At 73.5% G+C, this 20,689-nt stretch carries 16 protein-coding genes; 4 read left to right on the top strand and 12 right to left on the bottom strand.

Annotated elements, in window-relative coordinates; all coding sequences use genetic code 11:
• Window position 1 precedes the first annotated feature (1 nt).
• Window positions 2-409 (top strand): hypothetical protein, encoded by a 408-nt coding sequence (locus ACFQLX_RS10435; RefSeq protein WP_386413964.1) that lies wholly within the window; start codon window positions 2-4, stop codon window positions 407-409.
• Window positions 410-428: 19 nt separating this feature from the next.
• Here ACFQLX_RS10435 and ACFQLX_RS10440 read toward each other — a convergent pair whose 3' ends face one another.
• The 5 genes from ACFQLX_RS10440 to ACFQLX_RS10460 all read right to left on the bottom strand — a co-directional run bounded on the left by ACFQLX_RS10440 (window position 429) and on the right by ACFQLX_RS10460 (window position 6,320).
• Window positions 429-827 carry a RidA family protein gene (locus ACFQLX_RS10440; protein WP_386413965.1) on the bottom strand — a complete coding sequence of 133 codons (399 nt, stop codon included), beginning with the start codon at window positions 825-827 and terminating at the stop codon, window positions 429-431.
• Between the two features lie 122 nt (window positions 828-949).
• Complete coding sequence (locus tag ACFQLX_RS10445; RefSeq protein ID WP_386413967.1) at window positions 950-1,600, bottom strand: thymidine kinase; 651 nt, start codon at window positions 1,598-1,600, stop codon at window positions 950-952.
• Window positions 1,601-1,697: 97 nt separating this feature from the next.
• On the bottom strand, window positions 1,698-2,876 hold the full coding sequence (locus ACFQLX_RS10450) for an alkaline phosphatase family protein (RefSeq protein ID WP_386413968.1): 1,179 nt from the start codon (window positions 2,874-2,876) through the stop codon (window positions 1,698-1,700).
• Window positions 2,877-2,887: 11 nt separating this feature from the next.
• Window positions 2,888-3,481 carry a DUF5998 family protein gene (locus ACFQLX_RS10455; RefSeq protein ID WP_386413970.1) on the bottom strand — a complete coding sequence of 198 codons (594 nt, stop codon included), beginning with the start codon at window positions 3,479-3,481 and terminating at the stop codon, window positions 2,888-2,890.
• 85 nt (window positions 3,482-3,566) lie between these two features.
• Window positions 3,567-6,320 (bottom strand): bifunctional acetate--CoA ligase family protein/GNAT family N-acetyltransferase, encoded by a 2,754-nt coding sequence (locus ACFQLX_RS10460; RefSeq protein ID WP_386413971.1) that lies wholly within the window; start codon window positions 6,318-6,320, stop codon window positions 3,567-3,569.
• A 160-nt stretch (window positions 6,321-6,480) separates the two neighbouring features.
• Between ACFQLX_RS10460 and ACFQLX_RS10465 the strand changes: the two genes are divergently transcribed.
• A complete protein-coding gene (locus ACFQLX_RS10465) occupies window positions 6,481-6,762 on the top strand; it encodes an HPr family phosphocarrier protein (RefSeq protein ID WP_386413973.1) in 282 nt (93 codons plus the stop codon).
• A 177-nt stretch (window positions 6,763-6,939) separates the two neighbouring features.
• Here ACFQLX_RS10465 and ACFQLX_RS10470 read toward each other — a convergent pair whose 3' ends face one another.
• The 3 genes from ACFQLX_RS10470 to ACFQLX_RS10480 all read right to left on the bottom strand — a co-directional run bounded on the left by ACFQLX_RS10470 (window position 6,940) and on the right by ACFQLX_RS10480 (window position 10,747).
• Window positions 6,940-7,620 (bottom strand): GntR family transcriptional regulator, encoded by a 681-nt coding sequence (locus ACFQLX_RS10470; RefSeq protein WP_386414063.1) that lies wholly within the window; start codon window positions 7,618-7,620, stop codon window positions 6,940-6,942.
• Between the two features lie 374 nt (window positions 7,621-7,994).
• Entirely contained in the window at window positions 7,995-9,362 is a 1,368-nt protein-coding gene (locus ACFQLX_RS10475; RefSeq protein ID WP_386414065.1) for a M16 family metallopeptidase, read from the bottom strand.
• An 11-nt stretch (window positions 9,363-9,373) separates the two neighbouring features.
• A complete protein-coding gene (locus ACFQLX_RS10480) occupies window positions 9,374-10,747 on the bottom strand; it encodes a M16 family metallopeptidase (protein WP_386413974.1) in 1,374 nt (457 codons plus the stop codon).
• A 319-nt stretch (window positions 10,748-11,066) separates the two neighbouring features.
• Here ACFQLX_RS10480 and ACFQLX_RS10485 point away from each other — a divergent pair, with 319 nt between their 5' ends.
• Window positions 11,067-13,517 carry a DNA gyrase/topoisomerase IV subunit A gene (locus ACFQLX_RS10485; RefSeq protein WP_386413975.1) on the top strand — a complete coding sequence of 817 codons (2,451 nt, stop codon included), beginning with the start codon at window positions 11,067-11,069 and terminating at the stop codon, window positions 13,515-13,517.
• 59 nt (window positions 13,518-13,576) lie between these two features.
• On the opposite strand, the gene ACFQLX_RS10490 is transcribed toward ACFQLX_RS10485, so the two are convergent.
• Window positions 13,577-13,876 (bottom strand): hypothetical protein, encoded by a 300-nt coding sequence (locus ACFQLX_RS10490; protein WP_386413976.1) that lies wholly within the window; start codon window positions 13,874-13,876, stop codon window positions 13,577-13,579.
• A gap of 275 nt (window positions 13,877-14,151) precedes the next feature.
• Between ACFQLX_RS10490 and ACFQLX_RS10495 the strand changes: the two genes are divergently transcribed.
• Window positions 14,152-15,771: a sensor histidine kinase gene (locus ACFQLX_RS10495; RefSeq protein WP_386414067.1), complete on the top strand. Its 1,620-nt coding sequence runs from the start codon at window positions 14,152-14,154 to the stop codon at window positions 15,769-15,771.
• On the opposite strand, the gene ACFQLX_RS10500 is transcribed toward ACFQLX_RS10495, so the two are convergent.
• The 3 genes from ACFQLX_RS10500 to ACFQLX_RS10510 all read right to left on the bottom strand — a co-directional run bounded on the left by ACFQLX_RS10500 (window position 15,768) and on the right by ACFQLX_RS10510 (window position 20,303).
• Window positions 15,768-17,363 carry a solute symporter family protein gene (locus ACFQLX_RS10500; RefSeq protein ID WP_386413978.1) on the bottom strand — a complete coding sequence of 532 codons (1,596 nt, stop codon included), beginning with the start codon at window positions 17,361-17,363 and terminating at the stop codon, window positions 15,768-15,770. The two genes, ACFQLX_RS10495 and ACFQLX_RS10500, sit on opposite strands and share 4 nt — an antisense overlap.
• On the bottom strand, window positions 17,360-17,905 hold the full coding sequence (locus tag ACFQLX_RS10505; protein ID WP_386413980.1) for a DUF485 domain-containing protein: 546 nt from the start codon (window positions 17,903-17,905) through the stop codon (window positions 17,360-17,362). Before ACFQLX_RS10505 ends, ACFQLX_RS10500 begins: the two co-directional genes overlap by 4 nt.
• 274 nt (window positions 17,906-18,179) lie before the next feature.
• The gene (locus ACFQLX_RS10510) at window positions 18,180-20,303 is read right to left on the bottom strand and encodes a DNA gyrase/topoisomerase IV subunit B (RefSeq protein ID WP_386413982.1); all 2,124 of its coding nucleotides are present in this window, start codon (window positions 20,301-20,303) and stop codon (window positions 18,180-18,182) included.
• Window positions 20,304-20,689 lie beyond the last annotated feature (386 nt).

A 20,689-nucleotide genomic window follows, 5' to 3' on the forward strand; every position in this document is an offset into this window, starting at 1 on the left:
CATGGATCCGATCACGGCAGCCGCGCTCGCGGCACTTGCCACGGGAACGGGCGGGGAGGCGGGCCGCCAGGCGTGGCAGGGGCTCGTCGCGCTGGTGCGGCGCCCCTTCACGCGGGAGTCGGCGCGGGAGGAGGCCGGAGCGCCGGCTGCGGCTGCGGGCTCGGGCGAGCCGGAACTGGCCGCGCTGGCGGCCGAGCCGGCCGACGCGCTGCGGGCCCAGGCGCTGGCCACCGCGCTCGGGGTGCGCGCGGCCCTCGACGCGGACTTCCGCCGGCTGCTCGACGAGTGGTGGCGCCAGGCGCGGGCGGCGGAGCCGGGCGGCGACGTGCACAACCAGGTCAGCGGGGGCACCCAGCACCAGGTGGTCCAGGCCCGCGACATCTCCCACCTGACGTTCACCACCGACTAGCCCGGCCACTGCGCCGGGTTCACGCTCCGGCGGGCAGCTCCGCCAGGGCGTCGACCTCGACCCGGAAGGCGGGGTGGACCAGTCCGGCGACCTTGACCAGTGAGCAGGCCGGCGGGCGGGCCGGGTCCAGGAACTCGTCGCGTACCCGGCGGAACGTCTCCAGGTCGGCCAGGTCGGTCAGGTACACCGTCAGCTTGACCACGTGCTCCATGGCGGCACCCGCGGCCGCCAACGCGGTGGCCAGGTTCACGAAGACCTGCCGTATCTGCGCCTCGGCGTCCCCTTCGCCCACCACCTGCCCCTGGGCGTCCGCCGGAATCTGCCCCGAGACGGCGACCATGGGCCCGGTGAACCTCACCGCGTGGCTGTAGCCGTTGACGGGCGGCGTGCCTTCCGGTCGGACGAAGTGCCGCATCATGCCTCCTGGACTCATGTCGGGGTGTGCTGTGCCACGGCTGCGAACGCGCTGCGGGAGCCGCTCGTCGCACGGTCGCGCCGGACCGGGGCGAGGCGGTGGGCGGCGGAGAGGCCGTGCGGGGGTCAGGCGTGGTTGACGGGGAGGACGTCCGGGGAGAGGGCGCTCGCGTGGGCTGCCGCCGAGGTCATGCGCTTGCGGTGGTGGCGGCGGCAGAGGACCTCGTAGCCGATCTCCTCCGCCGGGCGGTTGACGTCGCCGACCACCACCTGGGCGCCCTCGACCACCATCTCACCGTCTATCGTGCGGGCGTTGTGGGTGGCGCGGGCGCCGCACCAGCACAGGGCCTCGACCTGGAGCTGCTCGATCCGGTCCGCCAGCTCGATCAGCCGCTGCGAGCCCGGGAACAGCTTCGTACGGAAGTCCGTCGTGATGCCGAAGGCGAACACGTCCATGTCGAGGTCGTCCACGATGCACGCGAGCTGGTCGATCTGCTCCGGGGAGAGGAACTGGGCTTCGTCCACGATCACGTAGTCCGCCCGGCCGCCCTGGGACAGCTGGGCGACCAGGTACGCGTACAGGTCCATGCCCTCCGGCGCCTCCACCGCCTCCGTCACCAGGCCCAGCCGCGAGGACAGCTTCCCCTCCCCCGCCCGGTCGTCCCGGGTGAAGATCACGCCCTGCAGCCCCCGCGCCGAACGGTTGTGTCCGATTTGGAGCGCCAGAGTCGACTTCCCGCAGTCCATGGTCCCGGAGAAGAACACCAGCTCGCTCAAGACTTCCTCACTCTTCGTCCGCTTCTGTCCGCCCGGGGGATCGTACGGGCGCGGTCCGGTGCCGTCGATCGGGGTGATCGGGGGGCGCCGGACAGACCTAGGAGCGTACTTCGATCAGCGGGACGAGTTGTTCGCGGGGGGTCAGGGTGCCGTGCATGCCGGCCAGCATCGACTCCTTGGGCTCCGTGCGCGTGGCGACGATCGCGATGTCGTCCGCCGCGGCGACGATCACGTCGCCCAGGCGCTCGTAGACCCGCTGCTCCACGGGGCCGAACCAGCCCAGGTCGATCGCCTCGTCCCGGCTCGCCACCCACGCCTGCTCGCCCAGGACGTCGCGCCAGACGGCGAGGACGTCGCTCGCGGCGCCGGGGACGGCGTAGACGTGGCGGGCGCGGCCCTCGCCGCCGAGCAGGGCGACGCCGGCGCTCAGCTCCCAGTCCTCGTCGAAGTCGAAGCGGGCCTCGGGGGTGAAGGGGATGTCGGTCATGCCGTGGTCGGCGGTGACGTACAGGGCGGATCGGGGCGGGAGTTGCTCGGCGAGGCGCTGGGCGAGGCGGTCGGCGTACATCAACTGCCCGCGCCAGGCGTCGGAGTCGACGCCGAAGCGGTGGCCCTTGCCGTCGACCTCGCTGTAGTACGTGTAGACCAGCGCGCGGTCGGCGGCGCCGAGTTGGCGCGCGGCGAGGTCCATGCGGTCCTCGCCGGAGAGGCGGCCGTGGAAGGTGCCGCCGCTGAGCGCGATCTTCGTCAGCGGGGTGTGGGCGAAGTCCGGGGCGGAGACCTGGCAGGTGTGCACGCCCGCGGCGGCGGCGAGTCGGAAGACGGTGGGGTGGGGCTGCCAGAGGTGCGGGTCGGTGTGCGGCTGCCAGCGCAGCTGGTTCATCAGGGCGCCGGTGGCGGGGTTGCGTACCGCGTAGCCCGGCAGTCCGTGCGCGCCGGGGGGCAGTCCGGTGCCGACGGAGGCCAGTGAGGTGGCCGTGGTGGAGGGGAAGCCGGCGGTGAGGGGGCCCGGACTCCCGGCCGCGGCATGGGCGTTGAGGAAGGGCGCCTCGTCGGGGTGCTCGCGCAGCTGCTCCCAGCCGAGGCCGTCGATGAGGAAGACGCAGGCCCGGTCGACGGGCTCCAGCGGCAGGGTCGCCGCCAGGTCCGGGACGCCGAGGCCGGCGGCGAGGGTGGGCATGAGGTCGGCGAGGCTGGCCTCGCCGTAGCGGGGCACGGGCGCGTCGGCCGGGTCCAGGGGGACGGGCCAGGCGCCGCTGGGGGCGGCGTTCGTCACGGAGGCGCGCCTCAGGCGGTGGGGGCGTCGGCGGAGGTCGCCTCGGAGAGGGACTGCGCGAAGGCCAGCGCCTGGCGTACCGTCTCCGGCCCGTCGCCCGCCTCGCTCACCCGCAGGCTGAGGTCGTCGGCGGTGGAGGAGCCCGTGTAGCCGTGGTCCGCCTCGCAGTTGGGGTCGCCGCAGCTGGCCGGCTCCAGGTCCAGGCGGCTGACGGCGCCCCAGCCGACGGTGAGGACGACCTCGCGCGGCAGCGTGCCGGGCGTGTAGGACTCGGGGTGGGCGACGACGCGGCTGAGGACCACCGAGGAGATGCGGGAGAGCTTCACGCTCTCCGTGGAGGTGGTGGCGTAGGGCGTGGGGCTGGTGCCGTCGGCGGCCTGCTCGTCGGTGTGGCTGACGATGAAGCGGTTCTTGGTGAGCACCAGGACCGTGACGTGGCGGCGGACCTCGTTGGAGTCGAAGGTCGTCTCCTGGTGGACCAGGTAGTCGGCGACCGGCTCGCCGCCCAGGGCGGTCTCGACCGCCTCGGCCACCAGGGCCGGGTAGTAGCCGCTGCGCTCGATCGCCTCACGCAGGCCGTGGGTCGGAGTACCGGTCTTTGCCATGGGCTCAGCATAAGGGGTTTCGGGGGACCCGATCGTGCCCGCGGGGAGAGACGCCCGGTCCTCGGGGGCCGCTGCGGCGGAGGGGTCAGTACGAGGGGAGGGTCCGCGGCCCCAGGTCCGTACGCGCAGGGGGCGGCGCCAGGGTCGCGGCGGCGGACAGGACGCGCACGCCCGTGGCGGCGACGACCACCGGGGACAACTCCACGGCCACGACCTCCGGATGGTCGTCCACCAGCCGCGCCAGGCGCAGCAGCAGCTCCTCCAGGGCGGCGGTGTCCACGGGGGCGGCGCCGCGCCAGCCGAAGAGCAGCGGGGCGGCGCGCAGGGAGCGGACCTGCTCGGCGATGTCGCGCGGGCCGGCCGGGAGGAGGCGGTGGGCGACGTCCCCGAGCAGCTCGCAGGGGGCGCCGGCGACGCCGAAGGAGAGGACTGCGCCGACGCGGGGGTCGACCGCGGCCCGTACGACGGTGTCCACGCCGCGCGCGACCATCGGCTGGACGACGAGGGCCGGCTCCCCGCTGCCGCCGAGGGTGGCGGTCAGTTCGGCGTGGGCGCGGCGCAGGTCGTCCTCGTCGGCCAGGTCCAGGCGGACGCCGCCGAGGTCGGGGCGGTGGCGCAGGTGGGGGGCGGTGGCCTTGAGGGCGACGGGGTAGCCGAGCGCGGCGGCGGCGCGGGCGGCCCCGTCGGGGGTGGGGGCGGGGAGGGCGGGGCAGACGTCGATGCCGTAACGGGCCAGCAGGCGGGCGGTGTCGGTGGCGGGGAGCGGGAGGGGGGCGGGGGCCGGGTCGGAGGCGTCGGGAGTGTCAGGGGCGGCGGGGGCTTCGTGGGCCGCCAGCAGCGCCGTGATGTCGGCGCCGGCGCCGTCCTGGTCGAGGTCCTCGAACTGGGCCGGCTCGTGGCCCGGTGCGGCGGCCTCGCGGCGCCAGGCGGCGTAGCGGACCGCCTCGGCCAGCGCGCGGGCGGCGCGGTGGCCGGCGGTGACGGCGGGGATCACGGGGCCGGCGGCCAGCTCCTCGGCCAGGGTGTCCATCGCCAGGTGCACCACCATGACGGGCTTGGGGGCGCCCCCGCCCGCCGCCGTCGCCGCGTGCAGCGCCTCGGCCAGCGCGCGGGCCTCGGTGCGGGTGGCGCTGCGGGACTCCCCGGCCGCGGGCTCGGGGTCCCGTACGGAGGGGATGGCGGTGACCACCGCGGCGTCGCACTCCGCGTCGGCGAGGGCCGCCGCCAGCGCGGCCCGGAAGTCGGCCGGGCGGGCGGCGGTGGTGAGGTCGAGCGGCGGCAGCGGGCGCAGGCCCTGGCTGAGGCAGGCGTCGTAGGTGAGCAGGCCCAGCGACTCGGAGTTGCCCAGGATGGCCACCCGCGGGCCGGCCGGCAGCGGCTGGGCGCCGAGCAGCACGCCGGCGTCGACCAGCTCCGTGACGGTGTCCACGCGGATCACCCCGGCCTGGCGCAGCAGCGCGGAGACCGTCTCGTCCTCGATGGCGGCGGGGGCGACGCGGTGGCCGGGCGGGGCGCTGGCCGTGTGGCGGGCGCCCTTGACCACGACGACCGGTTTGCGCAGGGCGGTGCGGCGGGCGAGGCGGGCGAACTTGCGGGGGTTGCCGAGGGATTCGAGGTACATCAGGGCCACGTCCGTGCCCTCGTCCTCGTACCAGTACTGCAGGAAGTCGTTGCCGGAGACGTCCGCGCGGTTGCCGGCGGAGACGAAGGAGGAGACGCCCAGGCCGGGGCGGCCGGCCAGCTCGGTGAGCGCGGCGATGCCGATGGCGCCGGACTGGGTGAAGAGGCCGAGCCGTCCGGGGGCCGGGAGGTACGGGGCGAGGGAGGCGTTGAGGCGGGTGCGGGGGGCGGTGTTGAGCAGGCCGAAGGCGTTGGGGCCGATGATGCGCATGCCGTACGTGCGGGCCTGGCGCACGAGGTCGCGCTGGCGTCCCCGCCCCTCGGGGCCCGCGTCGGCGAAACCGGCGGAGAGCACGACCAGGCCCTGGACGCCGTGCTCGCCGCAGTCGGCGACCACGCCGGGGACGGCGGCGGCCGGGACGGCGACGACGGCGAGATCCACGGGGCCCTCGATGTCGGCGACGGCGCGGTGGGCCCGTACCCCCTCGGGCTCCAGAGTGCCCTGGGTGAAGGCGGAGTTGACGGCGTGGACCTCGCCGGGGAAGCCGCCGTCGAGGATGCGCCGCAGCACGGTGCGGCCGACGCCGCCGGGTCCGCGCCCGGTGCCGATCACCGCGACGGAGCGGGGGTTCAGCAGGCGCTGCACGGAGCGGGCCTCGGCGCGCAGCTCGCGGGCGCGCATCACCGCCAGGGAGCGCTCGGTGGGCTCCAGGTCGAGCTCCAGGCGCAGGACGCCGTCCTCGAAGGTCCGCTTCTGGGTGTAGCCGGCGTCGGTGAAGACCTTGGCCATCCTGGTGTTGGCGGGCAGCACCTCGGCCACGAAGCGCCGGATGCCGCGCTCGCGGGCGCAGGCGGCGATGTGCTCCAGCAGCGTGGCGGCGACGCCGCGGCCCTGGTCCTCGTCCTGGACCAGGAAGGCGACCTCCGCCTCGTCGGGGCCGATGCGGTCGTAGCGGACGGTGGCGATGAACTCCTCGCCCAGGGTGGCGCACAGGCCGACGCGGTCGGTCCAGTCGTGGTGGGTGAAGAGGCGCACGTCGCGGGCGGAGAGGCGGGGGTGCGGGGCGAAGAAGCGGTAGTACTTCGACTCGTCGGAGACCCGGGCGAAGAAGGACACCAGCCGCTCGGCGTCGTCCTCGACGATGGGGCGGATCCGCGCCGTACCGCCGTCGCGCAGTACGACGTCCGCCTCCCAGTGCGCGGGGTAGCTCTCGCCCATGGGGCAAGCGTACGGCTCCGAAGGCTCGCGCGGTGCGGGCCGGAGGGGCACTCTGGGGAGGACGCGCGCGGCGGCACATCCGGAATGCGAGGCTCCGGGCGCGGGTCGCACCATGCGAGAATGGTCTAGACAACCCGTTACGACCCGAAGGGGCATCACCATGGTTGAGCGCCGCGTCACCGTCGGCTGGGCCGAGGGACTGCACGCCCGCCCCGCCTCGATCTTCGTCCGCGCGGCCACGGCCGCCGGGGTTCCCGTGACCATCGCCAAGGCCGGCGGCAACGCCGTCAACGCCGCGTCGATGCTCGCCGTTCTGGGCCTCGGCGCGAGGGGCGGCGAGGAGATCATCCTGGCTACCGAGGACCACGGGGCCGAGGCGGCCCTGGACCGGCTGGCGAAGCTGGTCGCGGACGGACTGGAGGAGCTGCCGGAGACGGTCTGAGCGGTCGCGCGCCGCCCGCGGGGGCGGCGCGGGGCGCGGTCGGCCGTCGCACGGAAATCGCGGGGCCGTACGGAGCCGGTTTTCACCGCCGGTCCCGCGCGGCTCCGCTTTTCTTGCGCGACTTGCGCATCGTGCGCGTCGTGCGCGCGAATTCTCCGGGCTCGTAGCGGAGTCGCGTTACGTATCGCCGCTGGTTGTGTTTACGGGATGTTTCCGATAATTCACGGCCGGATTCCGCCGCAGCCGGTACGCCGCCGCCGCCCGCTCCACATGCGCCCCGGTGAGCGCCCGCGCCCGCTCCGCGTCCCCGCGCGCCACCGCGTCCACGATCGCGCCGTGCTCGTCCCAGGAGTCCACCGCGCGGTGGTGCTCCGCCGGCGCGTACATCCAGGCGATCTTGCGGCGCAGCTGCACCAGCGGGGCAACCAGACCCGGGCTGGCCGTGGCCTGGGCGAGCGTCTCGTGGAACCAGGCGTCCAGCGCGGCCAGTTCGGACAGCTCCCCGCGCCGCGCCCGCTCCCGGCCCAGGCGCACCAGTCCGCGCAGCACCTTCACGTGCGCCGGGGTGCGGCGCTGGGCGGCCCGCGCGGCGCCCAGCGGCTCCAACAGGGCGCGGATGTCCAGTAGATCGGCCGCGTCCTGCGCGGTCGGCTCGGCGACGCAGGCCCCGACATGGCGGCGGGTGGTGACGAAGCCCTCCGACTCCAGGGTGCGCAGCGCCTCCCGTACGGGCACGCGGGAGACGCCGTAGCGGCGCGCCAGCTGCTCCTCCGTCAGCCGGGCGCCGGGCGGGAAGAACCCCGAGACGATGTCGTCCCTGATCGCCGTGCACACGCCGCGCGCGGAGCCGGTCCCCACCGAGCCGCCCTCCCGTCCCACGCCGCGCTTCCGCTGCCGCGGCACCGTGTGTATGCAACGTGCGGCCGTCCGCCGGCCGCATGCCGGGAAATCCCCGCGGGACCGATTATGGCAGCGCGCGCTGAATTCCGGCAGGAAACAAATCAGCACTGGCCGGAAACAGCCCAAGGGATCATCGGTGAGTGGTGGGCGACGGGAAAAAGGCTGTCCGGTAAGGGAGAAGACGTCCGGGGCGCGAGGCAGGCAGGCAGGATGAACGAGGCGAGCTGAGACAGCCCGCGCCCCGCGGTGACGCGCAGGGGCCGCTCCCGCACCGGAGGGTGGCGGGAGCGGCCCCTGCGCGTGGGCCGGGTGCGTGGCCCGGGCGCGGTGTGTCAACCCTTGACGACCGTCACCTCACCGAGGCCCAGGGCGCGCACCGGCTCCTCGATCTGGGCGGCGTCGCCGACCAGCACCGTCACCAGCCGGTCCACGGGGAAGGCGGCGATCGCGGCCGCGGTGGCCTCCACCGTGCCGGTCTCGGTGAGGCGCTCGTACTGCTTCGCCTGCCAGTCGTCCGGCAGCTCCTGCTCGACCTGCTCGGCGAGGGTGTCGGCGACGGCCGCCGCCGTCTCGTACTTCAGCGGGGCCACCCCCACCAGGTTCTGCACGGCCACGTCCCGCTCGGCGTCCGTCAGGCCCTCGGCGGCCAGGGTGCGCAGCACCTTCCAGGTCTCCTCCAGTGCCGGGCCGGTGACCTCGGTGGCGACCGAACCGCTGATGGCGAGCATCGAGGCGCCGGTGCCGTCCTCGCCGGAGCGGATGATCTGGCCGAAGGCCCGCATCCCGTAGGTGTAGCCCTTCTCCTCGCGCAGCACGCGGTCGAGCCGGGAGGTCAGCGTGCCGCCGAGGCAGTACACGCCGAGCACCTGCGCCGGCCAGACGCGGTCGTGGCGGTCGGGACCGATCCGGCCGATGAGCACCTGCGTCTGGACCGCTCCGGGCCGGTCGACGATGATCACGCGGCCGGTGTCGTCCGCCACGACGGGCGGGGCGGCGGCCGGCTCCGCGGTGCCCCCGCTCCAGGCGCCGAGGGTGTCCGCCAGCGCGGCGGGCAGGTCGACGTCCGTCAGGTCGCCGACGACGACGGCCGTCGCGGTCGCCGGGCGGATGTGCCTGTCGTAGAAGGCGCGCACGGCGGCGGCGTCGATCCGCTCGACCGTCTCCTGGGTGCCCTGCCGGGGGCGCGACATCCGGGCCTCGGCGGGGAAGAGCGAGGCGCTCAGCGCCATGGCGGCCCGGCGGGCCGGGTTGGCCAGCTCGTGCGGGATCTCGTCGAGGCGGTTGGCCACCAGCCGCTCGATCTCCGCCTCGGGGAAGGCGGGGGCGCGCAGGGCGTCGGCGAGCAGGCCGAGCGCCTTGGGCAGCCGGGAGGCGGGCACCTCCAGGGAGACGCGGATGCCGGGGTGGTCGGCGTGCGCGTCGAGCGTGGCGCCGCAGCGCTCCAGCTCGGCGGCGAACTCCTCCGCGCTCAGCTTGTCGGTGCCCTCCGACAGGGCTCGGGCCATGAGGGTGGCCACGCCGTCCAGGCCCTCGGGCTCCGCGGCCAGCGGCGCCGGCACGTACACCTCGACGGCGACGATCTGCTGGCCGGGGCGGTCGCAGGTCAGCAGCGTCAGTCCGTTGGGCAGGGTGGAGCGCTCGGGCGCGGGGAACGCCCAGGGCGTGGCCTCGCCGGCCTGCGGCTGGGGGTGGAAGGTCATCTGACTCGTGCTCACTGGGCAGCCTCTTCTTCCTGCGCGAGGTCCTCGACGTCGGTCTGCTCTACATCCGGCGCGGTCGCGGCCGTCGGCTCGTAGACCAGCACGGCCCGGTTGTCGGGGCGCAGTCGCGCCTTCGCCACGGCCCGCACCTCCTCGGGTGTGACGGTCAGCAGCCGGTCGACGGCGCTGAGGGCGAGCTGCGGGTCGTCGAAGAGGACGGCGTAGCGGCACAGTTCGTCCGCCCGGCCCGCGACGGTCGCCAGCCGGTCCAGCCACTCGCGCTCCACCTGGGCCTGGGCGCGCTCCATCTCCTCGGGGGTGGGGCCCTCCTGGGCGAAGCGGGCCAGCTCCTCGTCGACGGCGGCCTCGATCTGCGGCACCTCGACGCCGGCGGAGGTCTTGACGTCCAGCCAGCCCAGCGAGGGCGCCCCGGCCAGGCGCAGCATCCCGAAGCCGGCGGCCACGGCGCTGCGGTCGCGGCGCACCAGGCGGTTGTAGAGCCGCGAGGACTCGCCGCCGCCGAGGACCGTCAGGGCCAGGTCGGCGGCGTCGGCCTCGCGGGTGCCGTCCTCGGGGAGTCGGTAGGCGGCCATCAGTGCCCGCGAGGGCACCTCCTCCTCGACCACCACGCGCTCCTCGCCGCCCATCACCTCCGGCAGCGAGCCGTCGCGCGGCGGCCGCTTGCCGTCGTGGGCGGGGATCGAGCCGAAGTACTTCTCCACCCAGGCGAGCGTCTGCTCCGGGTCGATGTCGCCGACGATCGCGAGCACGGCATTGTTCGGCGCGTAGTACGTGCGGAAGAAGGCGCGGGCGTCCTCCAGCGAGGCCGCGTCCAGGTCCGCCATCGAGCCGATCGGCGTGTGGTGGTAGGGGTGGCCGTCGGGGTAGGCCATCGCGGTGAGCTTCTCGAACGCGGTGCCGTAGGGCACGTTGTCGTAGCGCTGGCGGCGCTCGTTCTTCACCACGTCGCGCTGGTTGTCCAGGCTCTCCAGGTCCAGGGCGTCCAGCAGGGAGCCCATCCGGTCGGCCTCCAGCCACAGCGCCAGCTCCAGCTGGTGCGCGGGCATGGTCTCGAAGTAGTTGGTCCGCTCGAAACTGGTGGTGCCGTTGAGCGAGCCGCCGGCGCCCTGGACCAGCTCGAAGTGGCCGTTGCCCGAGACCTGTCCCGAGCCCTGGAACATCAGGTGCTCGAAGAGGTGGGCGAGCCCCGTGCGGCCCTCGACCTCGTGACGCGATCCGACGTCGTACCACAGGCACACCGCGGCGACCGGGGTGAGGTGGTCCTCGGAGAGGATCACGCGGAGCCCGTTGTCGAGGCGGTGTTCGATGGCGGTGAGTCCGCCGGAGCCGGCGGTGCCGGAGCGTGAGGTGGCCGTTTCACCCATGGGCCTGGGAGTCCCTTCGGTCGCTGCGTGTCCGCGCTTGAACGCGTGGGGCCCACTGTATGACGGGGATCTGCGCCGAGGGGCCGAACGGCCTTGGCCCTGTGGATAACTCCGCCGTCGCCGGGGTGCGCACCGCTCTGTCGGTGGCTGGGTCCACAATGGTCGGCATCGCTTGTGCAGTCCCCGTCCAGTCCCCGTCCAGTCACGAGTCAGTCGTGAGTCCAGTCGTGGGTCCGGCCGCCCGCCGAGTCGGGGGTCGGGTCGTTACGTCCAGTCGCTGTCCAGTGCAGTGAGAGTCGAAAAGAGGAGCAGCGCCGAGATGGCCCGCCGCAGCACGAAGGCCCCGCCGCCGGAGGAGTTCGAGGAGCGCATCCTCGATGTCGACGTCGTCGACGAGATGCAGGGCTCCTTCCTGGAGTACGCCTACTCCGTGATCTACTCGCGCGCGCTGCCCGACGCCCGCGACGGCCTCAAGCCGGTGCACCGGCGCATCCTGTACCAGATGCACGAGATGGGGCTGCGCCCCGAGCGGTCGTACGTCAAGTGCGCGCGCGTGGTCGGCGAGGTGATGGGAAAGCTCCACCCGCACGGCGACACCGCGATCTACGACGCGCTGGTGCGCCTCGCCCAGCCGTTCTCCATGCGGCTGCCGCTGGTCGACGGCCACGGCAACTTCGGCTCGCTGGGCAACGACGACCCGCCGGCCGCCATGCGCTACACCGAGTGCCGCCCGGCGCCGGCCGCCGCGCAGATGGTGGAGTCGATCGACGAGGACACCGTCGACTTCGCCGACAACTACGACGGCAGCGAGCGCGAGCCCGTCGCCCTCCCCGCGTCCTTCCCGAACCTGCTGGTGAACGGCTCCTCGGGCATCGCGGTCGGCATGGCGACGAACATGCCCCCGCACAACCTCTCCGAGGTCATCGCCGCCGCCCGGCACCTGATCCGCCATCCGGGCGCGGACCTCGAGACGCTGATGCGGTACGTACCGGGCCCTGACCTGCCCACGGGGGGCCGGATCGTCGGCCTGGACGGCATCAAGGACGCCTACGCGGCGGGGCGGGGCACGTTCAAGATCCGCGCCACCGCCGAGATCGAGGACGTCACCCCGCGCCGCAAGGGCATCGTCGTCACCGAACTCCCCTTCTCCGTCGGCCCGGAGAAGGTGCGCGCCAAGGTCAAGGACCTGATCTCGGCGAAGAAGCTGCAGGGCATCGCGGACCTGAAGGACCTCACCGACCGCTCGCACGGCCTGCGCCTGGTCTTCGAGATCAAGAACGGCTTCAATCCGGAGGCCGTGCTGGAGCAGGTCTACAAGCTGACGCCGATGGAGGAGACCTTCGGCATCAACAACGTGGCGCTGGTCGACGGCCAGCCGCTCACGCTGGGGCTGAAGGAGCTGCTGGAGGTCTACCTCGACCACCGCTTCGAGGTGGTGCGCCGCCGCAGCGGGTTCCGCCGCACCAAGCGTGCGGACCGGCTGCACCTGGTCGAGGGGCTGCTCGTCGCCCTGCTGGACATCGACGAGGTCATCCGCATCATCCGCGGCAGTGACAACGCGGCGGCGGCGAAGGAGGGCCTGATCGGCCGCTTCGCGCTGTCGGAGATCCAGACCCAGTACATCCTGGACACCCCGCTGCGCCGGCTGACGAAGTTCGACCGGCTGGAGCTGGAGACGGAGCGCGACCGGCTGACGGCGGAGATCGAGGAGCTGACGGCGATCCTCGACTCCGACGCGGAGCTGCGCAAGCTGGTCTCCGCCGAGCTGGCGGCGGTGGCGAAGAAGTACGGCACGGAGCGGCGCACGGTGCTGCTGGAGTCGGCCGGCGCCCCCGTCGGGGCGGTGCCGCTGGAGGTGGCGGACGACCCGTGCCGGGTGCTCCTGTCCTCCACCGGCCTGCTGGCGCGTACGGCCAACGGCGGTCCGCTGACGGACGAGGAGGCCAAGCGCGCCAAGCACGACGTGATCGTCTCGGCGGTGCCGGCCACGGCGCGCGGCACGGTCGGCGTGGTGACCTCGACGGGCCGGCTGCTGCGGCTGCCGGTGATCGACCTGCCGCAGCTGCCGGAAACGACGGGCGCGCCGACGCTGGCCGGCGGGGGTGCGCTGGCGGAGTTCCTCCCGCTGGAGGACGGCGAGCAGGCGCTCTGCCTGACCACGCTCGACGAGTCCTCCCCCGGCCTGGCGCTGGGCACGCTGCAGGGGGTCGTCAAGCGGGTGGTGCCCGACTACCCGTCCAACAAGGACGAGTTGGAGGTCATCTCGCTCAGGGAGGGCGATCGCGTCGTCGGCGCGGCCGAGCTGCGCACGGGCGAGGAGGACCTGGTGTTCATCACCTCGGACGCGCAGCTGCTGCGCTACCAGGCGGGCCAGGTGCGCCCGCAGGGCCGCGCGGCGGGCGGTATGGCGGGCATCAAGCTCACCGAGGGCGCCGAGGTGATCTCGTTCAACGTGGTGGACCCGGCGGCAGAGGCCGCGGTGTTCACGGTGGCGGGCTCGACGGGCGCGCTGGACGGGGCGTGGATCCAGACGGCGAAGCTGACGCCGTTCGACCAGTACCCGCGCAAGGGCCGCGCCACGGGCGGCGTCCGCTGCCAGCGCTTCCTCAAGGGCGAGGACCGCCTCACGACGGCCTGGGCGGGCCCGGTCCCGGCCCGTGCCGCGAGCCGCACCGGCGCCCCGGTCCCCCTCCCGGAGCCCGACCCCCGCCGCGACGGCTCGGGCACCCCGCTGGAGAAGAACGTGGCAGCGGTGGCGGGGCCGGTCTGACGCTCTGCGCTCCGGCGGCTCGTACGGGGGTCCCGTGCGAGCCGCCGGAGCCGGCCGGATCAGCCGCTCAGGCTGCCGTCCGTGTTCCAGTCCGACGGGATCTCGGCCGACAGGCCCAGTGCCTTCGCCCGGTCCATGATGTGGCGGCGGATCTCGTCGTGCGGCTCGCTGCCCCGGCCGACCGCGTGGATCGCCCGGTGCAGGTCCTCCGCGCCGTGCATGTCCGCCGGGCGGATGGGGTAGCTGTCGTTCTCCATCGCCCAGCCCTGCGAGGCCGCGTACCGCCGGGCGGCGGTGTCCAGGAAGGCGGCGTCGGAGACGTCGATGTTGCCCTTGTCGTTGTCCTTGTCCTTGCCCATACGGCTCATCCGTTCTTCCAGCTCAGGGTCACCGGGTGTACGTCCGCGCGGAATTCCAGCACACGCACGAGCGGCGGCTCCGCAGACGGCACCCGACGCACCGCGAAGTTCACCACGCTGTCGGCACCGGCACCGGCACCGCAGCCCGCCGGCCTCCGGGCACCCGGCCCTCCGCACCCCTGCGCCCGCGGAGTTAGTCTCACCTGTGTGAGCACGCGCACATCCGATCCCCGGAAGACCGCCGAACCGCCGGCCGGGACGGCCGCGTGACCGCGATGCCGCGGATCAGCCGCCCCCGCCGCCTCTCCTCGCAGATCCTGGCCGTGCAGCTGGCGCTGACCACCGGTGTCACGCTCCTCACCGCCGCCCTCTTCCTCGCCCCGCTCAGCGCCCAGCTCGACGACCAGGCCATGCGCCGCGCCCTGGCCATCGCCCAGACCACCGCCGCCGAGCCCGGGATGGCACGGCAGTTGGTGACCGCGCGCCCCGTCCCGGGCAATCCGGTGCAGCGCGACGCCCAGCGCATCCGCCGCGCGACCGGAGCGGAGTACGTCGTCCTCATGGACCGGCGCGGCGTGCGCTGGTCGCACCCGGACCCGGACCGCATCGGCGAGCGGGTCTCCACCGACCCGAGTGCGGCGCTGTCCGGCCGGGAGGTCATGGAGATCGACCGGGGCACGCTGGGGCAGACCGCCCGCGGCAAGGTCCCGCTGCGCGAGCCCGGCGGGCGGATCATCGGCGCGGTCTCGGTCGGCATCGCCTACGAGAGCGTCCAGGACCGGCTGATCGGCTCGGTGCCCGGCATCCTCGCCTACGCGGGCGGGGCGCTGGCCGTCGGCGCGCTGGCCGCGTACGCCGTGTCCCGGCGGCTGCAGCGGCGCACCCGCGATCTGGCGATCTCCGACATCGGTGCGCTGCTGGACGAGCGGGAGGCGATGCTGCACTCCATCCGCGAGGGCGTGGTGGCGCTGGACGCCGGCGGGCGGCTGCGGCTGGTGAACGACGAGGCGTGCCGGCTGCTCGGCCTCGGGCCCGAGCACACCGGGCGCCCGTTGTCGGAGGTGCTGCCCGCCGGGCGGACGGCGGACGTGCTCGCCGGACGGGTGGCGGGCGACGACCTGCTCGCGGTGAGCGGCGGCCGGGTGCTGGTCGTCAACCGGATGCCCACCTCCGACGGCGGCGCGGTGGCGACCCTGCGCGACCGCACCGAACTGGAGCGGCTGGGCCGCGAACTGGACTCCACCCACGGCCTGCTGGACGCGCTGCGCGCCCAGGACCACGAGCACGCGAACCGGATGCACACCCTCCTGGGGCTGCTGGAGCTGGGCATGGCAAACGAGGCGCTGGAGTACGTCACCGAGACCGTGGGCGGCCACCGGCACACCGCCGAGGAGGTCGCCGCGCACATCCGCGACCCGCTGCTGGCGGCGCTGCTGGTCGGCAAGGCGACGGTGGCGGCCGAGCGCGGGGTGGGGCTGCGGGTCGCGGGCACGCTGCCGGACACGGTGGTCGATCCGCGCGGGCTGGTGACGATCGTCGGCAATCTGCTGGACAACGCCCTGGACGCGGCCGCCGGCTCCGCGCGGGGCGCCGTCGAGGTGGAGTTCACCCCCCGGGGCCGTACGGTCGTGCTGCGCGTCTCGGACTCGGGACCCGGGGTGCCCGAGGGCAGCCGCGATCTCGTCTTCACCGACGGCTGGACGACCAAACCGCTGCCCGCACACGGCAAACGCGGCCTGGGCCTGCCGCTCGTGCGCCGCCTGGCGGAGCGCCAGGGCGGCTCGGCCGAGGTCTCCCAGGGGGCGCTGGGGGGCGCCGAGTTCACGGTCGTACTGCCGGAGAGCCTGGAGGACGACGGTACGCGGGACGGCCCTGCGCCTGAGCAGCGCGCCTAGACAGCCCCCGCCCCCGTCAGCGCGCGGACCTCCGTCTCCGCGTGCCGGGCGGCGTCCGCCGGCTGCGGGGAGAGGACGGTGCCGAGCCAGCCGCACAGGAAGCCGAACGGGATCGAGACCAGGCCCGGGTTCTCCAGGGGGAAGAAGTGGAAGTCCACCGAGGAGAAGACCGCCTCCGCACCGCCGGAGACCACCGGCGAGAAGACCACCAGCAGCAGCGCCCCGGCCAGGCCGCCGACCACCGACCAGACCGCGCCGCGTTCGGTGAAGCGGCGCCAGAACAGGGAGTAGAGCAGCACCGGCAGGTTCGCCGAGGCGGCGACCGCGAAGGCGAGGCCGACGAGGAAGGCGACGTTCTGGTCGCGGGCGAGGAGGGCGAGGGCGATGGACACCGCGCCGATGCCGACCGCCGCGCCGCGCGCCACCTGCACCTCGCTCCAGCGCTGCCTGGCGTGCCGGCGGCGCAGGGAGGCGTAGAGGTCGTGGGCGACGGAGGCGGAGGAGGCGAGGGTGATGCCGGCGACGACGGCGAGGATCGTGGCGAAGGCGACGGCGGCGACGATCGCGAAGAGGATCGTGCCGCCGGTGGAGCCGGCGCCGCCGCCGAGGGCCAGCGAGAGGTTCGGCAGCGCGGTGTTGCCGGAGGCGCTGTCCGCCCGTACGGACGCGGAGCCCAGGACCGCGGCGGCGCCGAAGCCCAGGACGATCGTCATGAGGTAGAAGCTGCCGATCAGGCCGATCGCCCAGACCACCGAGCGGCGCGCCGACTTGGCGGTGGGCACGGTGTAGAAGCGCGAGAGGATGTGCGGCAGCCCGGCGGTGCCCAGGACCAGGGCGAGGCCCAGGGAGATGAAGTCCAGCCGGGAGACCACGTCGTGGCCGTAGCGCAGGCCGGGGGCGAGGAAGTCCGCGCCGTGGCCGCTGCGGTCGGCGGCGGTGTTGAGGAGTTCGTTGAGGTTTCCGTGGAAGCGGATCAGCACCATGACGGTCAGCGCGAGGGCGCCGCCCATCAGCAGCACGGCCTTGACGATCTGGATCCAGGTGGTGGCCCGCATGCCGCCGAAGACGACGTAGACCACCATCAGCGCGCCGACGCCCACCATCGCCCAACTGCGCTGACCGGTGCCCGTGGCGCCGAGGAGCAGGGCGACGAGGCTGCCGGCGCCGACCATCTGCGCGACGAGGTAGAGCACGGAGACAGTGACCGAGGAGACGCCCGCGACCATCCGCACCCGGCGCTCCTTCAGCCGGGCGGCGACGACGTCGGCCAGGGTGAAGCGGCCGCAGTTGCGCACCAGTTCGGCGACGAGCAGCAGGACGACGAGCCAGGCGACGAGGAAGCCGACGGAGTAGAGCATGCCGTCGTAGCCGTAGAGGGCGATGAGGCCGGCGATGCCGAGGAAGGAGGCGGCGGACATGTAGTCGCCGGAGATGGCGAAGCCGTTCTCCAACGGGGAGAAGAGCCGGCCGCCCGCGTAGAACTCCTCCGGGGAGCCGTGCCGGCTGCGGCTCGCCCAGCGGGTGATGGCCAGGGTCAGCACCACGAACGCACTGAAGAGCAGCAGCGCGAGGGTCTGGTGTTCGGAAGTCACAGGTTCGTATCCCGCGTCTGCATCGTCACGTCCCAGCGCAGGTCCAGCGCGGCCTGGTCCCGGCGCAGCCGGGCATGGCGGGCGTAGGCCCAGGTCAGCAGGAACGTGGTGGCGAACTGGCCGATTCCGGCCAGCATGGCGACATTGACCGCGCCGGCCACCTGGTGGGCCATCAGGCCGGGGGCGGCGGTCGCCGCGACCACGTACACCAGGTACCAGCCGAGGAAGGCGAGGGCGCCGGGGACGACGAAGCGGCGGTACTGGGAGCGGACCTCGCGGAACTCGGGGCTGCGCTGCACGGCCAGGTAGATCTCGTCGGTGGCGTTCGGCTGCTGCGCGCCGCCGGTGCGCGCGGTGTCGTGCACCGGCTGGTACGAGGGCTGGTACAAGGGCTGGTACGAGGGCTCGTACGCACCCCCGTGGCCGGGCGTGTCCGGCGTACCGTCGTCCCACTGCTCCCAACCGGCGGAGAGGGTGTCGTACCAGGGATCCTCCAGCGAGGCCGGAGCGGACCCGGCCTCGGGCCCGTCGTGCTTGTCCACCGATCGCTCCTCGGCTGGGTGCTGGATCGTGCCGGCTGGCCGCGATGCGCCCAGAATGGTCGGCGCAACCTGCGCGGGGGCACGCAATCCCAGACCTTCACACCATCAGGTGATGTGACCCGGCAATCACGGGGAATCCGGGCGGGGATCTCCCTCCGCACGGTAAGGCGCCCGGAACGCCCGACGCCGACCCCGGGAACGGGCACGGCGGCACACCGCCGGGGAGCGGGAGGAGGGCGGGCCGCTCCGTCGCGGGAGCGGCCCGCCGCGGACCTCAGGTGTCGATCCGGGTCCGGTCCAGCGTCGCCGCCGAGTTGGTGATGAAGTCCTTGCGCGGGGCGACCTCGTTGCCCATCAGCAGGTTGAACGTCTCCTCCGCCGCGTCCAGATCGCCGATGTTGACGCGGCGCAGGGTGCGGTGGCGCGGGTCCATCGTGGTCTCGGCCAGCTGGTCGGCGTCCATCTCGCCGAGGCCCTTGTAGCGCTGGATGGAGTCCTTGTAGCGCACGCCCTTGCGCTGCAGCTCCAGCAGCGTGGTGCGCAGCTCGTTGTCGGAGTAGGTGTAGAGGTACTTGTCCTGGCCCTTTCTGGGCTGGACCAGCTCGACCCGGTGCAGCGGCGGCACGGCGGCGAAGACCCGGCCCGCCTCCACCATGGGCCGCATGTAGCGCTGGAAGAGCGTCAGCAGCAGGCAGCGGATGTGGGAGCCGTCGACGTCGGCGTCGGTCATCATGATGACCTTGCCGTAGCGGGCCTGGTCGATGTCGAAGGTCCGCCCGGACCCGGCTCCTATGACCTGGATGATCGCGCCGCACTCGGCGTTCTTCAGCATGTCGGAGACGGACGACTTCTGGACATTGAGGATCTTGCCGCGGATCGGCAGCAGCGCCTGGAACTCGGAGTTGCGGGCCAGCTTCGCCGTGCCCAGCGCGGAGTCGCCCTCGACGATGAACAGCTCGGTGCGGTCCACGTCCTCGCTGCGGCAGTCCGCGAGCTTCGCCGGCAGCGAGGAGGACTCCAGCGCGGTCTTGCGCCGCTGGGCGTCCTTGTGCTGCCGCGCCGCGATGCGCGTACGGGCCGCGGCGACGGCCTTCTCCAGCACTGTGCGCGCCTGCGCCTTGGCGTCGCGCCTGGTGGACGTCAGGAACGCCTTCAGCTCCTTGGCCACCACCTGGGACACGATGCGGGTGGCTGCCGAGGTGCCGAGGACCTCCTTGGTCTGGCCCTCGAACTGCGGCTCGGCCAGGCGGACGGTGACGACGGCGGTCAGGCCCTCCAGGGCGTCGTCCTTGACGATGTCGTCCTCGGCGACACGCAGCAGCTTCTGCGCACGCAGCTGCTCGTTGACCGTCTTGGTGAGCGAGCGCTCGAAGCCGGTGACGTGGGTGCCGCCCTTGGGGGTGGCGATGATGTTGACGAACGACCTGACCGTCGTGTCGTACCCGGTCCCCCAGCGCAGCGCGATGTCGACGTCCAGCTCGCGGGTGACCTCGGTGGGCGTCATGTGCCCCTGGTCGTCCAGGACCGGGACGGTCTCCTTGAAGGTGCCGCTGCCGGCGAGCCGCTGGACGTCGCAGAGCGGCTTGTCGGGGGCGAGGAACTCGCAGAACTCGCTGATGCCGCCGTCGAAGTGGAAGGTCTCGCGGCCCTTCGCCCCCGGATCGCGCTCGTCGCGGACCACGATGGTCAGCCCCGGCACCAGGAAGGCCGTCTGCCGGGCGCGCGCGTGCAGGTCCTCCAGGGACAGCTCGGCGTCCTTGAGGAAGATCTGGCGGTCCGCCCAGTAGCGCACCCGCGTGCCCGTACGGGTCTTGGGGATCCGCTTGCCCTTGGTCAGCCCGCCGGCCGCGTCGAACTGCGCGTCCGCCCCGGGGCCGGTGAAGACGCCCGGGACACCGCGGCGGAAGCTGACGGCGTGGGTGGCGCTGGAGCGGTCGACCTCGACGTCGAGCCGGGCGGAGAGGGCGTTGACGACGGAGGCGCCGACGCCGTGCAGACCGCCGGAGGCGGCGTAGGAGCCGCCGCCGAACTTGCCGCCGGCGTGCAGCTTGGTCATGACGACCTCGACGCCCGACAGGCCCGTCTTGGGTTCCTTGTCGACCGGGATGCCGCGCCCGTTGTCCCGCACCTCGACCGAGCCGTCCTCGTGGAGGATCACCTCGATGTGGTCGCAGTGGCCGCCCAGTGCCTCGTCCACGGAGTTGTCGATGATCTCCCAGAGGCAGTGCATCAGACCGCGGCTGTCGGTGGACCCGATGTACATGCCCGGGCGCTTGCGCACGGCCTCCAGGCCCTCGAGGACGAGCAGGTGCCGCGCGGTGTAGTTGGATCCGTCACGGTCCTGCCCCGCGAGCAGGGACGGTACGGCTCCCTCGGTGGTCGTCGCTGCGGCGCTCACTCAGTTCGCTCCTCGCTGAATTCTGCGGTTGATGGCTGGTCGCCCGCTGAGAGGGTACCGAGGCCCTGTGACAGCCGAGGGACGGCCACCGGCGTGTGGCCCGGAGGAAGCCGGGATGCGAGGGGCGACGGCGTCCCCACCGTATCGTTTATTCGATAAAATGTTCGAGAATTCGAAGGGATGGCGGCCTTCGGGCCGACCGGCGGATTGTGCGGCGAGCGCTTCGTCACATCGCCCGCGAGGCATGAAACCCCTGGTCTGCGGGCAGGCCCTCCCAGACAGCCGGACGCCGACCGACCCGGCCCGTGACCCCGGCCGGACCGCACCGACCACCAGCAGGCCCGCAGTACGGGGCCCCGACCACTGCCGTACCGACGACAAGCGAA

The organism is Streptomyces polyrhachis, from assembly GCF_042663125.1.
Taxonomy (GTDB): domain Bacteria; phylum Actinomycetota; class Actinomycetes; order Streptomycetales; family Streptomycetaceae; genus Streptomyces; species Streptomyces polyrhachii.